This is a genomic window from Roseinatronobacter monicus (assembly GCF_006716865.1).
In the GTDB taxonomy this organism is placed as follows: Bacteria; Pseudomonadota; Alphaproteobacteria; order Rhodobacterales; family Rhodobacteraceae; genus Roseinatronobacter; species Roseinatronobacter monicus.
Genome location: NZ_VFPT01000001.1, coordinates 447,108 through 463,477, shown reverse-complemented (window position 1 = coordinate 463,477; position 16,370 = coordinate 447,108). Strand labels below are relative to the sequence as shown.

Here is a 16,370-nt window from a genome sequence, read left to right as displayed (position 1 = left end):
ATGCCAGCCAAATCCGAGCAAGATCAGAGCTTCGCGCATGGGGCAGCCAAATCGCCGTGCCTGGGGGCGGCCCGGCGATGCGCGGCGGGCTGACGCCCTTGATTCTGCGCGCGAGGGGCGACCACTAACTGTCCGGCGTCAGGACAACTCGCTGGTTCACGCCTTCAATCTTGCGACGGCTTGTCTGTCCATCGGGCCAGTCCACGACGATCACGGCTTGCGCGGCCTCTCCCAGCCCGAAATGCAGCGACCCCGCCTGCCCGCCCGCATGGCCACCGCCCACAGACACTTCCTGCCATTGCGCGCCCTGCGCCGTTTCAACCCGGACCCGCGCACCTATGGCAAAGCGGTTGCCGCCCTCCATGCGCAAATCCACCGCCAGCCAGTTGCCCATATCTTCTGTCACATTGCGGTACAGGCGCGCGGGCGCGCGGCGGTTGACCACCACCAGATCCAGCCGCCCGTCGCCGGTCAAATCCACCAGCGCCGCCCCACGAGAGCGCGCAGGGTCAGCCACCCCTGCCAGATGCGCTGCTTCGGTAAACTGCCCATCCGCGCCTTGCAGCAACAGGTTGTTGGGGTCCGACATCGCCAGATCGGGCATCTGGTCGACATTGCCCTTGGCCACGAACAGATCGGCCCGTCCGTTATTCGTCACATCGCCCCATTGCGCGTGCCATCCGGTCGAGGGGCGACCATCATCGCCCATAAACGGGCGATGCGCGGTATGGCCCATCTCGAACGGGGCCGTGCGGTAGGTGCCGTCGCTTTGCGCCAGTTGCAGCATCTGATCGGCCATTGAGGTCAAATAGACATCCGCCAGCCCGTTGCCGGTAATGTCGCGGCTGGCAATGCCCATGCCCCAGAGCATCTGCTCTTGCCAGCCATCTTCCGGCCCAAGATAGCGGGCATCGGCAATGTCCCACATCTGCTCGTATCCGCCGCGCACATAGTAATGGCGGTCATTGGACAGGCGCAAAGTCATGCGGCCCCGCGCATCGCGGGCAGCAAGCGCCGAGAGCGGGCAAAATCCGGGCGTCATGGCGGATGAGGCATAGCCTTGCGCCGCAGAGCGCAAAAGCTGGTTGTCGTCACAGGCGAAAAACGGCCCCTCCGGGTCGTCCAGATCGACATAATTGCCGACAAACAGGCTCGGGCGCGCTGCCCTATCGTCCCACCATGCCGTGAAGGCTGTTGACCAGCCCTGCCCCGGATCAACGCCCAGCGCCTCGGTCGCATCTTCAAATGCGCAATCGCCAAGGCCCCGCAGAACAACATTCGGCCCGACCCGCAGCACGAACAGGTCCAGCACACCATCGCCATCCATATCCAGCGGATAGGCTCCGGTAACACTGGTCAAGGGCACCTCTTGGGGCACGAACTGCATGTCGCCCTGATTGCGCAGCAATAGCGATGGCCCCTCGCCCCCCGCCAGAAACAGGTCCGGCAGACCATTCTCGTTGCAATCCAGCGCCGCGACACCACCGCCAACGAAATGTTCCCACCCGCCCGCGTAATGATGCGTTGGAATGTGCGCACTCATATCCTGATAGGCGGGCATCTGCGCCACGACTGGCGTGGCCGCCATCAGACATGCAGCAAGTGCGGCCTTCATGCGGCACTGCCCCGCGCCGAGGTGTTGCCCAACAGCTGCTCGGTCAGCGCCCCGAGTGCGAGCGCAACCGCCCCCTGCGCCCAGACCAGATCGCCCCATGCATGGATTTCCACCCGCGCGGGCGGGCGTGCACCGGTCAGGGTCATGGCCTGCATCTCGCTGAGCACCTCGCGCGCATAGAGGTAGTCATATTGCATACGCCCGCCCGACAGAATGATCACCTCGGGGTCGAACATCTGCGCCACATTCGACAGGCCCAGCGCCAGATAGCGCCCTGCGCGGCGAAAGATCGACAACGCGGCCTCATTGCCGCCGCGCGCCTCGGCAAACAGGGCCTCTAGCAAGACAAGCGGACTTTCGGACAGGCTTTCATGCTGATCGAGCGCAGTCGCCGCTTCGCGCGCAAGCGCGTAATCGGCGACATAGGCTTCCAGACAGCCGCGTTTGCCACAGCGGCACAGCGCCCCATCGAGTTGCACCTTGGTATGCCCCAACTCCATGCCCACCCCGCGCGCGCCGCGATACAGTTGGTTGAACAACACCAGCCCCATGCCCACACCATGTTCAATCGTGACCACGGCGAAATCGGATTTGCTGCGCCCGCCGCCGAACCACAATTCCGCCAGCGTCAGCAGATTGGCGTCATTGTCCAGCCATGTCGGCACACCAAAGGCTGTTTCAAACTGCCCGCGCAATGCTGTCGATGGCGCATCCAGCATTGGCGACCACGCGACATCGCCGGTTGCATATTCGACCATGCCCGCCATGCCCACCCCGACACAGCTTATATCGCGCCGGCTCATGCCGCGTGCAGACAACAACTGGTCCATCAGCGCGCGCGCCTCGGCGATCAGGATCGCGGCACTTTTGCGGTTGGGGCGGGTGGGCATACTGGTTTCGGCAATGCGCCGCCCTGCGAAATCGCTCAGCACTGCCGTATGGCGAAGATCGCCCAGCTTCATGCCGATGACATGATGCGCTTCGGCTGCGACCTGCAATTCCACCGGGGGCCGCCCGCGCCCGATGCGCGGCGTGTCCAGATCAGGCAGCGCCGCCACCGGACTTTCGCGCAGGAACCCATCCGCAATAAGATCACTTGTCACCGAGCTGACCGAGGCTGCGCTGACACCCAGCGCGCGCCCCATTTCGGCGCGCGTGGTACTGCCTTGGGCGCGCACATGGTCAAACAACACTTGCCGCAAGGGGCGCGCCGGTGCGACACTGTTCAGCAACGGGCCACAGCCCGCAGGTGCGCCCTCATTGCTTTGATCTGTGCTGCCCAGCCCTGACGCAATCATGACCCCGGCCTCCCCACCCAAGTTAAATTCGCGCTCTGAACAAAATAAGCCAGAATAACGCGGGTCATGCAAGAAAAAATCCTGAATACTGCTCGTTTTGGCAAAGTTCAGGCATGGAATCGTCAAATTTAATTTGACAGCCGAAAATTATATGGCATGCTTTCACTGTCGGCCGATCATCAGAAACTCGGCCCGATTTCGTTCTAGGGAGGAACACATGAACAAGATTCTTACAGCGGCTGTGGCCGCCACCATCGGCTTCAGCTCGGCCGCATGGGCTGATTCGCTGACAATTGGCGTCAGCTGGTCAAACTTTCAGGAAGAACGCTGGCAGACAGACGAGGCCGCGATCCGTGCCGCACTCGACGAAGCGGGCGCATCATATGTGTCTGCGGATGCGCAGTCATCGTCGTCCAAGCAACTGTCAGATATTGAAAGCCTGATTTCACAGGGCGTCGATGCGCTGATCGTTCTGGCGCAGGATGCCGCCGCGATTGGCCCCGCCGTTCAGGCCGCCGCAGATGAGGGGATTCCTGTCATCGCCTATGACCGCCTGATCGAAGATGACCGCGCGTTCTATCTGACTTTCGACAATGTCGAAGTCGGGCGGATGCAGGCGCGCGCTGTGTTAGAACAGATGCCATCGGGCAATTACGTCATGATCAAGGGCTCGCCCACTGACCCGAACGCGGATTTCCTGCGCGGTGGCCAGCAGGAAGTGCTGCAAGACGCGATTGACGCAGGCGATATCACCATCGTGGACGAAGCCTATACGGATGCATGGCTGCCCGCCAATGCCCAGCGCAACATGGAACAGATCCTGACCGCACAGGACAACATGGTCGATGCGGTCGTCGCCTCGAATGACGGCACAGCAGGCGGCGCGGTTGCGGCCCTGACCGCCCAAGGCATGGATGGTATTCCTGTCTCTGGTCAGGATGGCGACCATGCGGCGCTGAACCGGATCGCCCTTGGCACACAGACTGTTTCGGTCTGGAAAGATGCCCGTGATCTGGGCCGCAACGCAGCGGAAATCGCTGTGCAACTGGCAGGCGGCACTGCAATGGCCGATATCGAGGGGGCCGAAATGTGGACCTCTCCCGCCGGAACAGAGATGGTTTCCATGTTCCTAGAGCCAGTGCCGATCACCAGCGACAACCTCAGCCTTGTTGTCGATGCAGGCTGGATCACACAGGAAGCCCTGTGTCAGGGTGTCAGCGGCGGCCCCGCGCCCTGCGACTGATCCTAAGCTGAAATCCCACAAAAGGGGCGGCCCCGTGCCGCCCCTGTCTTGAGCGTGCGTGCAGATGCCACGCAGCGCAGGTTCCCTGACAGGACGGAACAGATGAGCACCCAAAACACGACAACCAGCACCCCCGCCACAAAGGCACGTCCCGCCCCGCGCGCCAAGCTGACCGACACGCTGGAACTGGACACACGCCTTATGGGCATGATCGGCGCTTTCATTTTGGTGATGGTGGTTTTCAACGTCCTGACCGACGGGCGGTTTCTGACCCCGCGCAACATATTCAACCTGACAATCCAGACTGTCAGCGTGGCAATTATGGCCACTGGCATGGTGTTTGTCATTGTCACGCGCCACATTGACCTGTCCGTGGGCGCGCTTCTGGCGACCTGCTCGGCCGTGATGGCCATGATGCAGACCGCGTGGCTGCCGCAACTGCTGGGCCTGCCACTGGGCCACCCACTGATACCATGGTTGGCGATTGGCGCAGGCATCCTGACGGGTGGGCTGATCGGGGCGTTTCAGGGGTATTTGTCCGGTTATCTAATGATCCCGGCCTTTATTGTCACTTTGGGCGGGTTGCTGGTCTGGCGCAATACGGCATGGTATCTGACCAATGGCCAGACCATCGGCCCGCTGGATTCCACCTTCCAGATGTTTGGCGGCATCAACGGCACCTTGGGCGAATTCTGGTCCTGGGTCATCGGGATTGTAGCCACGCTGGCCGCGATAGCGGCCCTCTGGGCGAAGCGCCGCGACAAGATCCGCCATGATTTCCCTGTAAAACCCATGTGGGCCGAAATCACGCTGGGCGCGATCATCGCAGGTGCAATCTTGGGCTTCATTGCGGTCCTGAATTCCTATCAAATTCCCGCCGCCCGCCTGAACCGCCAGTTCGAGGCGCGTGGCGAGGTGATGCCCGAAGGTTACAGCGCCGCTTACGGCCTGCCCATCTCGGTGCTGCTGCTGATTGTCGTGGCAGTTGTCATGACGGTTGTGGCGCGCAAGACGCGGCTGGGGCGCTACATCTTTGCCACCGGCGGCAACCCTCAAGCCGCAGAACTGTCAGGCATCAACACCCGGCTGCTGACGGTCAAGGTGTTTGCGATCATGGGCGCGCTTTGTGCCATCTCGGCGGTCGTGGCCTCGGCCCGATTGACCAACCATTCCAACGATATCGGCACGCTGGACGAATTGCGCGTCATCGCCGCTGCGGTCATCGGCGGCACGGCGCTGGCAGGCGGGATCGGCACGATCTATGGCGCGATCCTTGGTGCGCTGATCATGCAATCGCTGCAATCCGGCATGGCGATGGTGGGGGTCGATGCGCCCTTGCAGAACATCGTTGTGGGCAGCGTGCTGGTTCTGGCCGTGCTGATCGACATCATCTACCGCCGCCGCACCGGGAAAGGATAAGACATGCAACCCCTTGTAGAAATGCGCAATATCTCGATTGCTTTTGGCGGCGTGCAGGCGGTGGATGACGTCTCCATCGACCTGTATCCCGGCGAAGTGGTGGGGCTTCTGGGCCATAATGGTGCCGGCAAATCCACCCTGATCAAAATCCTTTCAGGGGCCTACCGTGCGGATAGTGGCGAGATTCTGATTGATGGCGAGAAAGTCACCATCAACAGCCCCCGCGATGCCCGCGCGCATAATATCGAGACGATCCACCAGACCTTGGCGCTGGCCGATAACCTGCCCGCGCCCGCCAATCTGTTTCTGGGGCGCGAATTGCGCACCATGTTCGGGTTTCTGGATGACAGCCGCATGGAATCCGAGACGCGCAAAATCATGGCGCGGCTGAACCCCAACTTCAAGAAAGTGGCCGATCCTGTCAGTGCGCTGTCGGGCGGGCAACGTCAGTCGGTGGCGATTGCGCGCGCGGTATATTTCAACGCACGTATCCTGATCATGGACGAACCGACCGCCGCTTTGGGCGTGCATGAAACCAAGATGGTGGCCGACCTGATTATGGAATTGAAGGCACAAGGCCTTGGCATTTTCCTGATCAGCCATGACACGCGCGAAATGATGGCGCTGTGCGACCGTGTCAGCGTCATGAAAAACGGCCAGCTTGTGGGCACAGACCGCGTCGAGGATGTGACCGAAGATGACATCCTGTCCATGATTATCATGGGCAAGAAGGCAGAGAAGGCCGCGTAATGTATCTAGGGCTTGATCTGGGCACCTCTGGCCTGAAAGGGCTGGTCATCGACGCCTCTGGCGCAGTGATGGCCGAGGCCAGCGCCCCCTTGCAGGTGGCGCGCCCCCATCCCGGCTGGTCGGAACAAGACCCCGCCGATTGGGTGGCGGCGGCGAGTGACGTGCTGCGCAAACTGGCGGGCAAGATCGACATGGCCGCGATTGCGGGCATCGGGTTGTCAGGCCAGATGCACGGCGCAACCGTGCTGGACGCCGCCGACAAAGTCTTGCGCCCTTGCATCCTGTGGAACGACACCCGCGCACACGCACAGGCCGCACGGCTGGACGCAGACCCGCGCTTTCGCGCGATCAGCGGCAATATCGTCTTTCCGGGCTTTACCGCGCCCAAACTCGTCTGGATGGCCGAGCAAGAACCAGAATTATTCGCGCGCGCCGCCAAGGTGCTTTTGCCAAAGGATTATCTGCGCCTGTGGCTGACCGGCGCGCATGTGGCTGAAATGTCCGACGCCGCAGGCACAAGCTGGCTGGATGTCGGCGCGCGTGACTGGTCGGATGATCTGCTGGCGGCCACGGGCATGACGCGCGACCAGATGCCCGCGCTGGTCGAAGGCGCGGCCATTTCTGGCAGCTTGCGCGCAGCACTTGGCGCCGAGTTCGGCCTTAAACCCGGCATCCCCGTCGCAGGCGGCGCAGGCGACAACGCCGCCACGGCCATCGGTCTGGGGGTTGCGCGGGCGGGGCAAGGTTTTGTCAGCCTTGGCACGTCGGGCGTGTTGTTTGCCGCCACCGACGGCTACGCGCCCGCACCCGAAACCGCCGTGCATACCTTCTGTCACGCGCTGCCCGGCACATGGCACCAGATGGGCGTGATCCTTGCTGCGACAGATGCGCTGAACTGGTTCTCCCACATTGCAGGGGCCAGTGCTGCCGACCTGACTGCTAATCTGGGCACACTGCAAGCCCCCGGTCGCGCGCTGTTCCTGCCCTACTTGGGCGGCGAGCGTACGCCTTTGAACGACGCCGCCATTCGCGGCGCTTTCATCGGGCTGGAACATGCCACTGACCGCGCTGCCGCAACCCGCGCCGTGCTGGAAGGCGTGGTCTTTGCACTGAAAGATTGCCAGCAAGCCCTTGCGGCCACCGGCACCAAACTCGACACGCTCATCGCCGCAGGTGGGGGCGCGCGCTCGGATTATTGGCTTTCGGCGCTGGCCACAGCCCTTGATCTTCCGATCCTCGTGCCCGAAGCAGGCGAGCATGGCGCAGCCCTTGGTGCGGCGCGCCTTGGGCTGATGGCCGCCACGGGGGCCAGCCTTGAGGCGATGCCCCTGCCCCCCATCGCGCACGAAATCATCCCCGATCCCACCCTGACCGCTGCATATGCAGACACATACAACCGCTACTGCGCGGCACAAACCGCAATCAAGGATCTGACATGACCGATTTTTTCGCAGGCATCCCGCAACTGACCTATCAGGGCGCAGACAGTGACAGCGATTTCGCATTTCGCCACTACAACCCCGATGAAGTTGTCCTTGGCCGCCGGGTGGAAGATCATCTGCGCTTTGCGGTCTGCTACTGGCACAATTTCGCATGGCCCGGCAATGATCCGTTCGGCGGCCAGACCTTTCTGCGCCCGTGGTTCGGCGACACAATGGCACATGCAAAGCTGAAGGCCGATGTGGCGTTCGAGATGTTCCACATCCTGAATGCCCCCTTCTTTTGCTTTCATGACGCCGATATGCGCCCCGAAGGCGACAGCTTCGCCGAGAATACCCGCAATCTGGAAGAGATGACCGACTACTTGGCCGCCAAGATGGAAGCAGGCGGGCCAAAGCTGCTCTGGGGCACGGCCAATCTGTTCAGCCATCGCCGCTATATGTCGGGTGCGTCCACCAACCCCGACCCCGATGTGTTCGCCTTCTCCGCCGCAACGGTCAAAACCTGCATGGATGCGACCCACCGCCTGAACGGCGAAAACTATGTCCTGTGGGGCGGGCGCGAAGGCTATGAGACGCTGCTCAACACCGATCTGAACAAAGAACTGGACCATATGGGCCGCTTCTTGTCGATGGTGGTGGATTACAAGCATAAGATCGGCTTCAAAGGGGCGATCCTGATTGAACCCAAGCCGCAGGAACCCACCAAACACCAGTATGATTACGACGTGGCAACTGTGTTCGGCTTTTTGCAACGCTTCGGGCTGGAGAAGGAAGTAAAGGTCAATATCGAGCAGGGCCATGCCATTCTGGCAGGCCACAGCTTCGAGCATGAAATCGCGCTGGCCTCGTCGCTGGGGGTGTTCGGCTCCATCGACATGAACCGCAACGATTATCAATCCGGCTGGGACACCGACCAGTTCCCGAACAATATGCCCGAGGTCGCACTGGCCTATTACGAAATCCTGCGCGCGGGCGGCTTTACCACAGGCGGCACGAATTTCGACGCCAAACTGCGCCGCCAGTCACTGGACGCCGAAGACCTGATCCTTGCCCATGCAGGTGCAATGGACGTCTGCGCCCGCGGGCTAAAGGCCGCAGCCGCCATGCTGGAAGATGGCAAACTGGAAGCCGCGCGCGCCACCCGCTATGCTGGCTGGGACAAGCCGGAAGCGCAGGCCATGCTGCATGGCGATCTGGCCAGCATCACCAAGGATGTACTGGCCAATGACCTGAACCCGCAACCGCATTCCGGCAAACAAGAGAAGCTGGAAAATCTGGTCAACCGCTACCTGTAAGTCGTTCTGGTCGCGGCCCCTGTTTCCGGCGGTCAAAGCTGGGAACAGGGCGCTGTAGGGCCGTTGCGGCATAGTGGCAGGTTTGGCATTCGTCACCTGACACAAGAAACCCAAAGTCGGATTTGAGCGCATTTGCGGACTGTCCCCAAGCGCGGAATCAAGGGCGTCAGCCCGCCGCGCATCGCCGGGCCGCCCACGGGCACGGCGATTTGGCTGCCACCAGCACAACGCTCTGATCTTGCTCGGATGTGGCTGGCATAAAGTGCTTTAACTTCAATTGCGGATCGCCGCACCGCGGCCCGACGCTGCGCGGCTTTGCACCCGGAAACGCAATGCCTACAAAGTCCCGCACAGCAGACCTTCGTCCCTGACGGCGTTTGAAGCGCAACAAACTTTTGTCAGGCAACCAGTTTCACGTGTATTCACGCCAAATTACTATGCTTTGGATTGCAGTGACGCGGAATTGTTCGTGGCCGGGCGCTTGAGCGCATCAAACTTGTTGAATATCTGAAAGATACAGCATAATCGTGGGGGCGCTGAAATAGGTCGACCGCTGAATGGTATCCTGCCAAGGCATAGCGAAACCCGCCGGTTTTATACCCGGCCACGACCGACAGGCTCTGATGCACGACAAGACACTACCCCCCCGTACAGCGCGCACCTGGCTAAGCACACTTGCGCGCTACCGTGATCCGACGACACACCGCAGCCTGTTTGAACTGGCCGTGACCCTTGTGCCGTTTTTCGCACTCTGGGCACTGGCTTGGATGGCCTTGTCTGTCAGTGCTTGGCTGGCCTTGGCGCTGGCGGTGATGAATGGCACTTTCCTTGTGCGGATTTTCATCATCCAGCATGATTGCGGGCACGGCTCATTCTTGAAAAACCGCAAGGCCCAAGACTGGGTCGGGCGCATTCTCGGGGTGCTGACGCTGACACCTTATGCTGTCTGGCGGCGCACACATGCGATCCACCATGCCCATCACGGCGATCTGGACCAGCGCGGCATCGGCGATGTCACCACCCTGACTGTCGAAGAATACCGCGCACGCTCGCCCTTTGGGCGGTTCCTGTATCGGCTGTACCGCCACCCTGTCGTGCTGTTCGTTCTGGGGCCAAGCTATCTGTTCATCCTGCAAAACCGTCTGCCGATGGGGCTGATGAATGCAGGCTGGCGCTATTGGACATCGGCCATGGGCACCAATGCCATGATCGGCATCGCGCTGGCGCTGATTATCTGGTTTGGCGGGCTTTTGCCGGTCCTGCTGGTGTTCCTGCCCACTTCGGTAATCGCGGCGACGATTGGTGTGTGGCTGTTCTATGTCCAGCACCAGTTCGAGCAGACACATTGGTCCAAGGGCGAAGACTGGCAATTGCACGACGCCGCATTGGAGGGCAGCTCGCATTACGTTCTGCCCCAGCCGTTGCGCTGGCTGTCTGGCAATATCGGCATTCACCACGTCCATCACCTGTATTCGCGCATCCCCTTCTACCGGTTGCCCGAGGTGATCCGTGATTTCCCTGAACTGGGCGAAGCGCAGCGCCTGACCATTGGCGAGAGTCTGGCCACGGTAAAGCTGCATCTGTGGGACGAAGCGGGGGGGAAACTTATCTCCTGCTCTGACGCCCACCGGCAATACGGCATCGCCTGAAATTGCACCCAGCCTTGCCCCAAGTGACAACCCTCACTTGGGCACGGCCGCCTTGCAGGCCCGCACCATGTAATCTGCAAACAGCCTGATCTTCGGGTCTTGGTGGCGTCTGTGCGGATACAGACAGGCAAATATTGCGGATAATGGCGGCGTGTCGGGCAAAATGGCCACCAACGCGCCAGTGTCCAGATGGGGCGCGAGTTCCATCACGGGGCGGTTGACAATCCCTGCCCCGGCCAGCGCCCAATCCACCAGAACACTGGCATCATCGCAATCCAACTGGCCTGTCAGATCCAACCGCAACAGCCCGTCGAGGGTCTGCACTGTCCAGAAATACTCAAGCGAGCGCGGATAGCGCAGCAGCAGGCAATCATGCGCCTTCAACTCTTCCGCGCTGCGCGGTGTGCCGCGCCGCGCCAGATAGTCGGGACTGGCGGCGATCACGCGGGGCGCATCCGCGATCTTGCGCTGCTTCAGGCTGGATTCAGGCAATTCGCCCAGCACAAAGGCCATATCTATCTGATCTTCCAGAATATCCACCCGCTTGTCCGACAGCCGCAGATTGATCCGGATTTCCGGGTAATCCTGCGCGAAGCTATGCGCGAAAGGGGCAATCAGCCTGCGCCCGATGCCCAGCGGCGCTGTCACCCGGATTGTGCCGCGCAAATGGCCGGACAGCCCGGACACGGCCGCCTCGGCATCCTCCAGCGCGGTGATGACACGGCGGGCATGATCGTAGAATTCGCGCCCGATTTCGGTTTGCGTCAGCTTGCGCGTGGTGCGGTTGAACAGACGCACACCCAGACGCCCCTCCAACTCCTTGATCCGCTTGCTGGCCACGGCAGGCGTCAGCCGCAAATCGCGCCCGCCCGCAGTGATCGAGCCTAATTCGCTGACGCGCACGAACACGCGCAGGGATTCCAGATAGGACATAACCTCACCCCCATTCACCGCGACTGCACAGGAAACCAGCACAATTCCCAACACTGCGTTGAAACAGTCTAACCGTTTTATCACTCACGTTGAAAGTGACATTGTGACAAGGTTTCTTATGTTAGAATAAGACGCAAACAAGGACGCCCAAATGCCCCTGCGCCACACGATCAGAGGCTTGCTCAACGACCGCGCCGTGACCTTGCCTGCGGCAGGGGCCACCGACATGTTGCTGGACCATCTGCGACTGGACCAGCGCCTGCGCGGCACCAAAGAAGGGTGCGCCGAGGGGGATTGCGGCGCTTGCACGGTGCTTGTGGGACGCCTGACCGCGCAAGGCCTGGTCTATGAGCCGGTGAATGCCTGCATCCGCCCGCTTGTGTCCTGCGATGGCTGCCATGTGGTGACGATCGAGCATTTGCGCGGCACAGATGGCGGCCTGCACCCTGTCCAGCGCGCCATGGTGGAACATCACGGCAGCCAATGCGGCTTTTGCACGCCCGGCATCGTTATGGCGCTTTATGCCCTGTGGATGGAACAACCCCACCCCTCTGAGCAGCAGATCGAGCGCGCCTTGCAAGGCAATCTGTGCCGCTGCACCGGCTACGCACCGATCATCCGCGCAGCACTTGCGATGGGCGATTATGGCACCACCGACCCGCTGATGGGTGAGCGTGCGCAAGTCAGTGCGACCTTGCTTGGATGGCAAGACGGCGCGCGCGTCGATGTGACTAAAGACGGCAGCCGGGCGATCCTGCCCGCCTCGGTCGAGGATCTGGCCGATGTGCTGGTGGAACACCCCGACGCCCGCATCATCGCAGGGGCCACGGATGTGGGCCTGTGGGTCACGAAGTTCCTGCGCGATCTGCCCTTGGCGGTGTTTATCGGCCATCTGGACGATCTGCGCAGGGTGACCGAGACGGACACGGCCCTGCATTTCGGCGCGATGGTCAGCTATGAGGGCGCGCGCGCGCCCCTGCTGGCCCATTTCCCGCATCTGGCCCGCTATTGGGACCGCATCGCAGGCTGGCAGGTGCGCGCGATGGGCACGCTTGGCGGCAATATCGCCAATGGCTCGCCCATCGGCGACACGCCGCCGCCGTTCATCGCCATGGGGGCACGGCTGGTGCTGCGCCACGGCGCGACGCAGCGCGACATCCCGCTAGAGGATTTCTTCCTCGATTACGGCAAGCAAGACCGCGCGCCCGGCGAATTTGTCGAAAGCATCATCCTTCCCAAACCCGCGCCGCACAGCCTGCACGCCGCCTATAAACTCTCCAAGCGCCGGGATGAGGATATTTCCGCTGTGGCCGCAGGCTTCAACCTCACAGTGGAGGAGGGCACCATCACCGCCGCGCGCCTTGCTTTTGGCGGCATGGCCGCAACCCCGAAACGCGCCACCCATGCCGAAGCCGCCCTTATCGGCCAGCCCTTTACCGAAGCGACATTGCTGCGCGCCGCCGCCAGCTTGCCGCAGGATTTCACGCCCCTGTCGGACATGCGCGCCAGCGCCGAGTACCGGATGCACGCCGCGCAAAACCTGTTCACCCGCTTCTGGCACGAATCCCAAGGCACCCCAGCCACATTGGAGGATGCAACATGAAGGACGACCCCCGCATTCGCGGTGCCGCCCATGACAGCCTGATCCACGACTCGGCTATCAAGCATGTAACGGGCCGCGCTGAATATACCGATGACATCACCGAACCGGCAGGCACGCTGCACGCCTATATCGGCGGCGCGGGCATTGCGCATGGCCGGATCACCTCGGTCGATCTTGCCGCCGTACGCGCGGCCCCCGGTGTGGTGGCGGTGCTGACAGCCGCCGATATTCCGGGCCGCAATGACGTCTCGCCCACAGGGCTGATGGACGAGCCGATCTTCACCGATGATCTGGTACAATATTACGGCCAGCCGGTTTTCGCTGTCGTTGCAACCACCCGTGACCTTGCGCGCCGCGCCTGCACGCTTGCGAAGATCGACTACGCCCCCCTGCCCCATGCCATCGACATCGACAGCGCCGAAGCCGCCGGTTACCCCGATGTCACAGCGCCGTTGAAACTGGAACGCGGCGATGTGGCCCCCGCGCTGGCCGCAGCCCCCCACCGGATCACCGCGCGTATGCGTGTGGGCGGGCAGGATCACATGTATCTCGAAGGCCAGATCGCACTCGCCATCCCCGGCGAGGACGACGAGGTCGTACTCTTCGCATCCACCCAGCACCCGAGTGAGGCACAGCACATGGTCGCCCATGCGCTTGGCGTGCCGTCCAATGCCGTGGTCATTAACGTGCGGCGCATGGGCGGCGGGTTTGGCGGTAAAGAAACGCAGATGAACCTGTTTTGCGTCATCGCCGCCATTGCCGCAAAGAAACTGGGCCGCGCGGTCAAACTGCGCCCCGACCGCGATCAGGATATGGAAATCACCGGCAAGCGTCATGATTTCCGCATCGACTATGATCTGGGCTTTGACGATCAGGGGCGCATTCTGGCGGTGGATGGCGTCTTTGCGGCGCGCTGTGGCTGGTCGTCGGACCTGTCCGGCCCCGTGACCGACCGCGCGCTGTTTCATGCCGACAATGCCTATTTCTACCCCGCCGCGCGCCTGCAATCGCGGCCCCTGAAAACCAACACTGTCAGCAACACCGCCTTTCGCGGCTTTGGCGGCCCGCAAGGCGTGATCGCCGCTGAACGCATGATCGAGGAAATCGCCTATAGTCTGGGCCGCGACCCGCTGGAAATCCGGCGCGCGAATTTCTACCGTGACGGAGGCGACATCACCCCCTATCACCAGCGCGTCGAAGACAACATCCTGAACAGACTTGTGGACGAGCTGGAAGCCTCCGCCGACTATCAGGCGCGCCGCCGCGCTGTGCTGGAATACAACGCCAAAGGTGGCATCATCCGCAAGGGCATCGCGCTGACGCCGGTCAAGTTCGGCATCAGCTTCACCGCGACATGGTACAATCAGGCCGGTGCGCTTGTGCATGTCTACAATGACGGCTCGATCCATCTGAACCATGGCGGCACCGAAATGGGGCAAGGGCTTTATACCAAGGTCGCCCAAGTGGTGGCCGAGGCGTTTCAGGTCGATATGGACCGCATCAAGATCACCAAAACCACGACCGAGAAAGTGCCCAACACTTCGGCCACCGCCGCCAGTTCCGGCACAGACCTGAACGGCATGGCCGCCCTAGACGCCTGCACCCAGATCAAGGCGCGGCTGGTCGAATTTGCCGCCCGCCATTGGAATGTGAGCGAAGACGCTGTGCAATTCCTGCCGGGGCGCGTGGCTGTTGGCGCGCAGGTCATGGGCTTCAACGAATTCATCCATGCCGCCTATATGGCCCGCGTCCAGCTTTCGGCGGCAGGGTTCTACAAGACCCCTGAAATCCACTGGGACCGCGCGGCGGGCAAAGGCCAGCCGTTTTATTACTTCGCCTATGGTGCCGCCTGTTCCGAGGTCAGCATCGACACGCTGACCGGCGAGACGCGCGTGGACCGCGCGGATGTGCTGCATGATGTCGGCAAATCCCTGAACCCTGCGCTGGATCTGGGGCAGGTTGAAGGGGCCTTTGTGCAGGGGATGGGCTGGCTGACATCTGAAGAACTGGCGTGGGACGATCAGGGTCGCCTGCGCACCCATGCGCCCTCGACCTATAAAATCCCGCTGGCCTCCGACCGCCCGCGCATCTTCAATGTCAAACTCGCCGACTGGTCGGAAAACGTGAAACCCACAATCAAACGCTCCAAAGCCGTGGGTGAGCCGCCCTTTATGCTGCCGATTTCCGTGTTCGAGGCGATTGGCATGGCCGTGGCCTCGGTCGCCGATTACCGCATCTGCCCAAGGCTGGACGCCCCCGCCACGCCCGAACGCGTGCTGATGGCGGTAGAACGTTTGAAACGGTCATGAAAGGTGCGCGCGACATTCTGACGGGGGCTGCGTCCGTCATCCATGCCCGCATTGCCCGCGTACAAGGCTCATCCCCGCGTGACGAAGGGGCCGAGATGTTTGTCACCGCCACCGCACTGGCGGGCACAATCGGCGGGGGGCAGGCCGAATGGCAAACGCTCACACGGGCCCGCGACATGCTCGCGCAAGGTGGGATGCGCGCGCAGCTCGATATCGCGCTGGGGCCGGAGATCGGCCAATGCTGCGGGGGGCGGGTCAGTGTGGAGCTTCAGCGCCTTGGCGAAAGCCAGCGCGCCGCCCATCTGGCGCGGATCGAGAATGCCCAACGCCCGCATCTGCTGATCCTTGGCGCAGGCCATGTGGGCCGGGCCTTGGCGCAGGTGGCGCTGACGCTGCCGTGGCGCGTGATCCTTGTCGACACGCGCGCCAGCGAGTTGGCGTTGGTGCCCGAAGGTGTGGACACCCGCCTGACCCCCCTGCCCGAAGCCGAGATTGCAAATGCGCCCCCCGCCAGCGCCTATGTGGTCACAACCCATGATCACGGGCTGGATTTTCTGCTGACACTGGCCGCACTGCGCCGCAATGATGCGGCCTATGTCGGGCTGATCGGGTCGGCCACGAAGCGCGCGCGGTTTGAACGCTTCGCGCGCGACACCGCCGGCGTGTCATCCGAGGCGTTGATCTGCCCCATCGGGGCCCAAGGTCTGGGCGACAAGCGCCCCGAAGTGATTGCCTTGATGACCGCGCAGGAAATCTTTACCGCCTTGCGCAAACTGTCCCCAGACGTCGCGGCCACTGCGGCCCAAATCTGAAA

The 16,370-nt window shown here is 62.1% G+C and carries 12 protein-coding genes; 9 read left to right on the top strand and 3 right to left on the bottom strand.

Annotated elements, in window-relative coordinates:
- Positions 1 to 124: 124 nt before the first annotated feature.
- Both BD293_RS01955 and BD293_RS01950 read right to left on the bottom strand, forming a co-directional pair.
- Positions 125 to 1,615, bottom strand: coding sequence for a CRTAC1 family protein (locus BD293_RS01955; RefSeq protein WP_142079625.1), 1,491 nt, complete (start codon positions 1,613 to 1,615; stop codon positions 125 to 127).
- On the bottom strand, positions 1,612 to 2,913 hold the full coding sequence (locus BD293_RS01950) for an ROK family protein (RefSeq protein WP_142079624.1): 1,302 nt from the start codon (positions 2,911 to 2,913) through the stop codon (positions 1,612 to 1,614). Before BD293_RS01950 ends, BD293_RS01955 begins: the two co-directional genes overlap by 4 nt.
- A 217-nt stretch (positions 2,914 to 3,130) precedes the next feature.
- Here BD293_RS01950 and xylF point away from each other — a divergent pair, with 217 nt between their 5' ends.
- From xylF to BD293_RS01920, 6 genes are all read left to right on the top strand, one after another.
- Positions 3,131 to 4,156, top strand: a complete 1,026-nt coding sequence (xylF, locus tag BD293_RS01945) for a D-xylose ABC transporter substrate-binding protein (RefSeq protein ID WP_142079623.1) — start codon at positions 3,131 to 3,133, stop codon at positions 4,154 to 4,156.
- A 102-nt stretch (positions 4,157 to 4,258) separates the two neighbouring features.
- On the top strand, positions 4,259 to 5,575 hold the full coding sequence (locus BD293_RS01940) for a sugar ABC transporter permease (protein WP_142079622.1): 1,317 nt from the start codon (positions 4,259 to 4,261) through the stop codon (positions 5,573 to 5,575).
- Positions 5,576 to 5,578: 3 nt separating this feature from the next.
- Positions 5,579 to 6,325, top strand: a complete 747-nt coding sequence (locus BD293_RS01935; protein ID WP_142079621.1) for an ATP-binding cassette domain-containing protein — start codon at positions 5,579 to 5,581, stop codon at positions 6,323 to 6,325.
- Positions 6,325 to 7,764, top strand: a complete 1,440-nt coding sequence (xylB, locus tag BD293_RS01930; RefSeq protein WP_142079620.1) for a xylulokinase — start codon at positions 6,325 to 6,327, stop codon at positions 7,762 to 7,764. The genes BD293_RS01935 and xylB overlap by 1 nt, the downstream gene beginning before the upstream one ends.
- Positions 7,761 to 9,062, top strand: a complete 1,302-nt coding sequence (gene xylA, locus BD293_RS01925) for a xylose isomerase (protein WP_142079619.1) — start codon at positions 7,761 to 7,763, stop codon at positions 9,060 to 9,062. Before xylB ends, xylA begins: the two co-directional genes overlap by 4 nt.
- 623 nt (positions 9,063 to 9,685) lie before the next feature.
- A complete protein-coding gene (locus tag BD293_RS01920) occupies positions 9,686 to 10,711 on the top strand; it encodes a fatty acid desaturase (protein ID WP_142079618.1) in 1,026 nt (341 codons plus the stop codon).
- Between the two features lie 33 nt (positions 10,712 to 10,744).
- On the opposite strand, the gene BD293_RS01915 is transcribed toward BD293_RS01920, so the two are convergent.
- Positions 10,745 to 11,644 (bottom strand): LysR family transcriptional regulator, encoded by a 900-nt coding sequence (locus BD293_RS01915; RefSeq protein WP_142079617.1) that lies wholly within the window; start codon positions 11,642 to 11,644, stop codon positions 10,745 to 10,747.
- Positions 11,645 to 11,795: 151 nt separating this feature from the next.
- Between BD293_RS01915 and xdhA the strand changes: the two genes are divergently transcribed.
- Genes xdhA through xdhC form a run of 3 tightly spaced genes read left to right on the top strand, consistent with a single transcriptional unit; the run spans position 11,796 to position 16,368 of the window.
- Positions 11,796 to 13,247, top strand: coding sequence for a xanthine dehydrogenase small subunit (xdhA, locus tag BD293_RS01910; RefSeq protein ID WP_142079616.1), 1,452 nt, complete (start codon positions 11,796 to 11,798; stop codon positions 13,245 to 13,247).
- Positions 13,244 to 15,556, top strand: a complete 2,313-nt coding sequence (gene xdhB / locus BD293_RS01905) for a xanthine dehydrogenase molybdopterin binding subunit (protein WP_142079615.1) — start codon at positions 13,244 to 13,246, stop codon at positions 15,554 to 15,556. Before xdhA ends, xdhB begins: the two co-directional genes overlap by 4 nt.
- The gene (gene xdhC / locus BD293_RS01900) at positions 15,553 to 16,368 is read left to right on the top strand and encodes a xanthine dehydrogenase accessory protein XdhC (protein ID WP_142079614.1); all 816 of its coding nucleotides are present in this window, start codon (positions 15,553 to 15,555) and stop codon (positions 16,366 to 16,368) included. The genes xdhB and xdhC overlap by 4 nt, the downstream gene beginning before the upstream one ends.
- Positions 16,369 to 16,370: the final 2 nt, after the last annotated feature.

What these genes read in the sequence shown, in the direction of transcription:
- BD293_RS01955 (WP_142079625.1), bottom strand. Translation starts at nt 1,615, where the DNA reads ATGAAGGCCGCACTTGCTGCATGTCTGATGGCGGCCACGCCAGTCGTG.
- BD293_RS01950 (WP_142079624.1), bottom strand. Translation starts at nt 2,913, where the DNA reads ATGATTGCGTCAGGGCTGGGCAGCACAGATCAAAGCAATGAGGGCGCA.
- xylF (WP_142079623.1), top strand. Translation starts at nt 3,131, where the DNA reads ATGAACAAGATTCTTACAGCGGCTGTGGCCGCCACCATCGGCTTCAGC.
- BD293_RS01940 (WP_142079622.1), top strand. Translation starts at nt 4,259, where the DNA reads ATGAGCACCCAAAACACGACAACCAGCACCCCCGCCACAAAGGCACGT.
- BD293_RS01935 (WP_142079621.1), top strand. Translation starts at nt 5,579, where the DNA reads ATGCAACCCCTTGTAGAAATGCGCAATATCTCGATTGCTTTTGGCGGC.
- xylB (WP_142079620.1), top strand. Translation starts at nt 6,325, where the DNA reads ATGTATCTAGGGCTTGATCTGGGCACCTCTGGCCTGAAAGGGCTGGTC.
- xylA (WP_142079619.1), top strand. Translation starts at nt 7,761, where the DNA reads ATGACCGATTTTTTCGCAGGCATCCCGCAACTGACCTATCAGGGCGCA.
- BD293_RS01920 (WP_142079618.1), top strand. Translation starts at nt 9,686, where the DNA reads ATGCACGACAAGACACTACCCCCCCGTACAGCGCGCACCTGGCTAAGC.
- BD293_RS01915 (WP_142079617.1), bottom strand. Translation starts at nt 11,644, where the DNA reads ATGTCCTATCTGGAATCCCTGCGCGTGTTCGTGCGCGTCAGCGAATTA.
- xdhA (WP_142079616.1), top strand. Translation starts at nt 11,796, where the DNA reads ATGCCCCTGCGCCACACGATCAGAGGCTTGCTCAACGACCGCGCCGTG.
- xdhB (WP_142079615.1), top strand. Translation starts at nt 13,244, where the DNA reads ATGAAGGACGACCCCCGCATTCGCGGTGCCGCCCATGACAGCCTGATC.
- xdhC (WP_142079614.1), top strand. Translation starts at nt 15,553, where the DNA reads ATGAAAGGTGCGCGCGACATTCTGACGGGGGCTGCGTCCGTCATCCAT.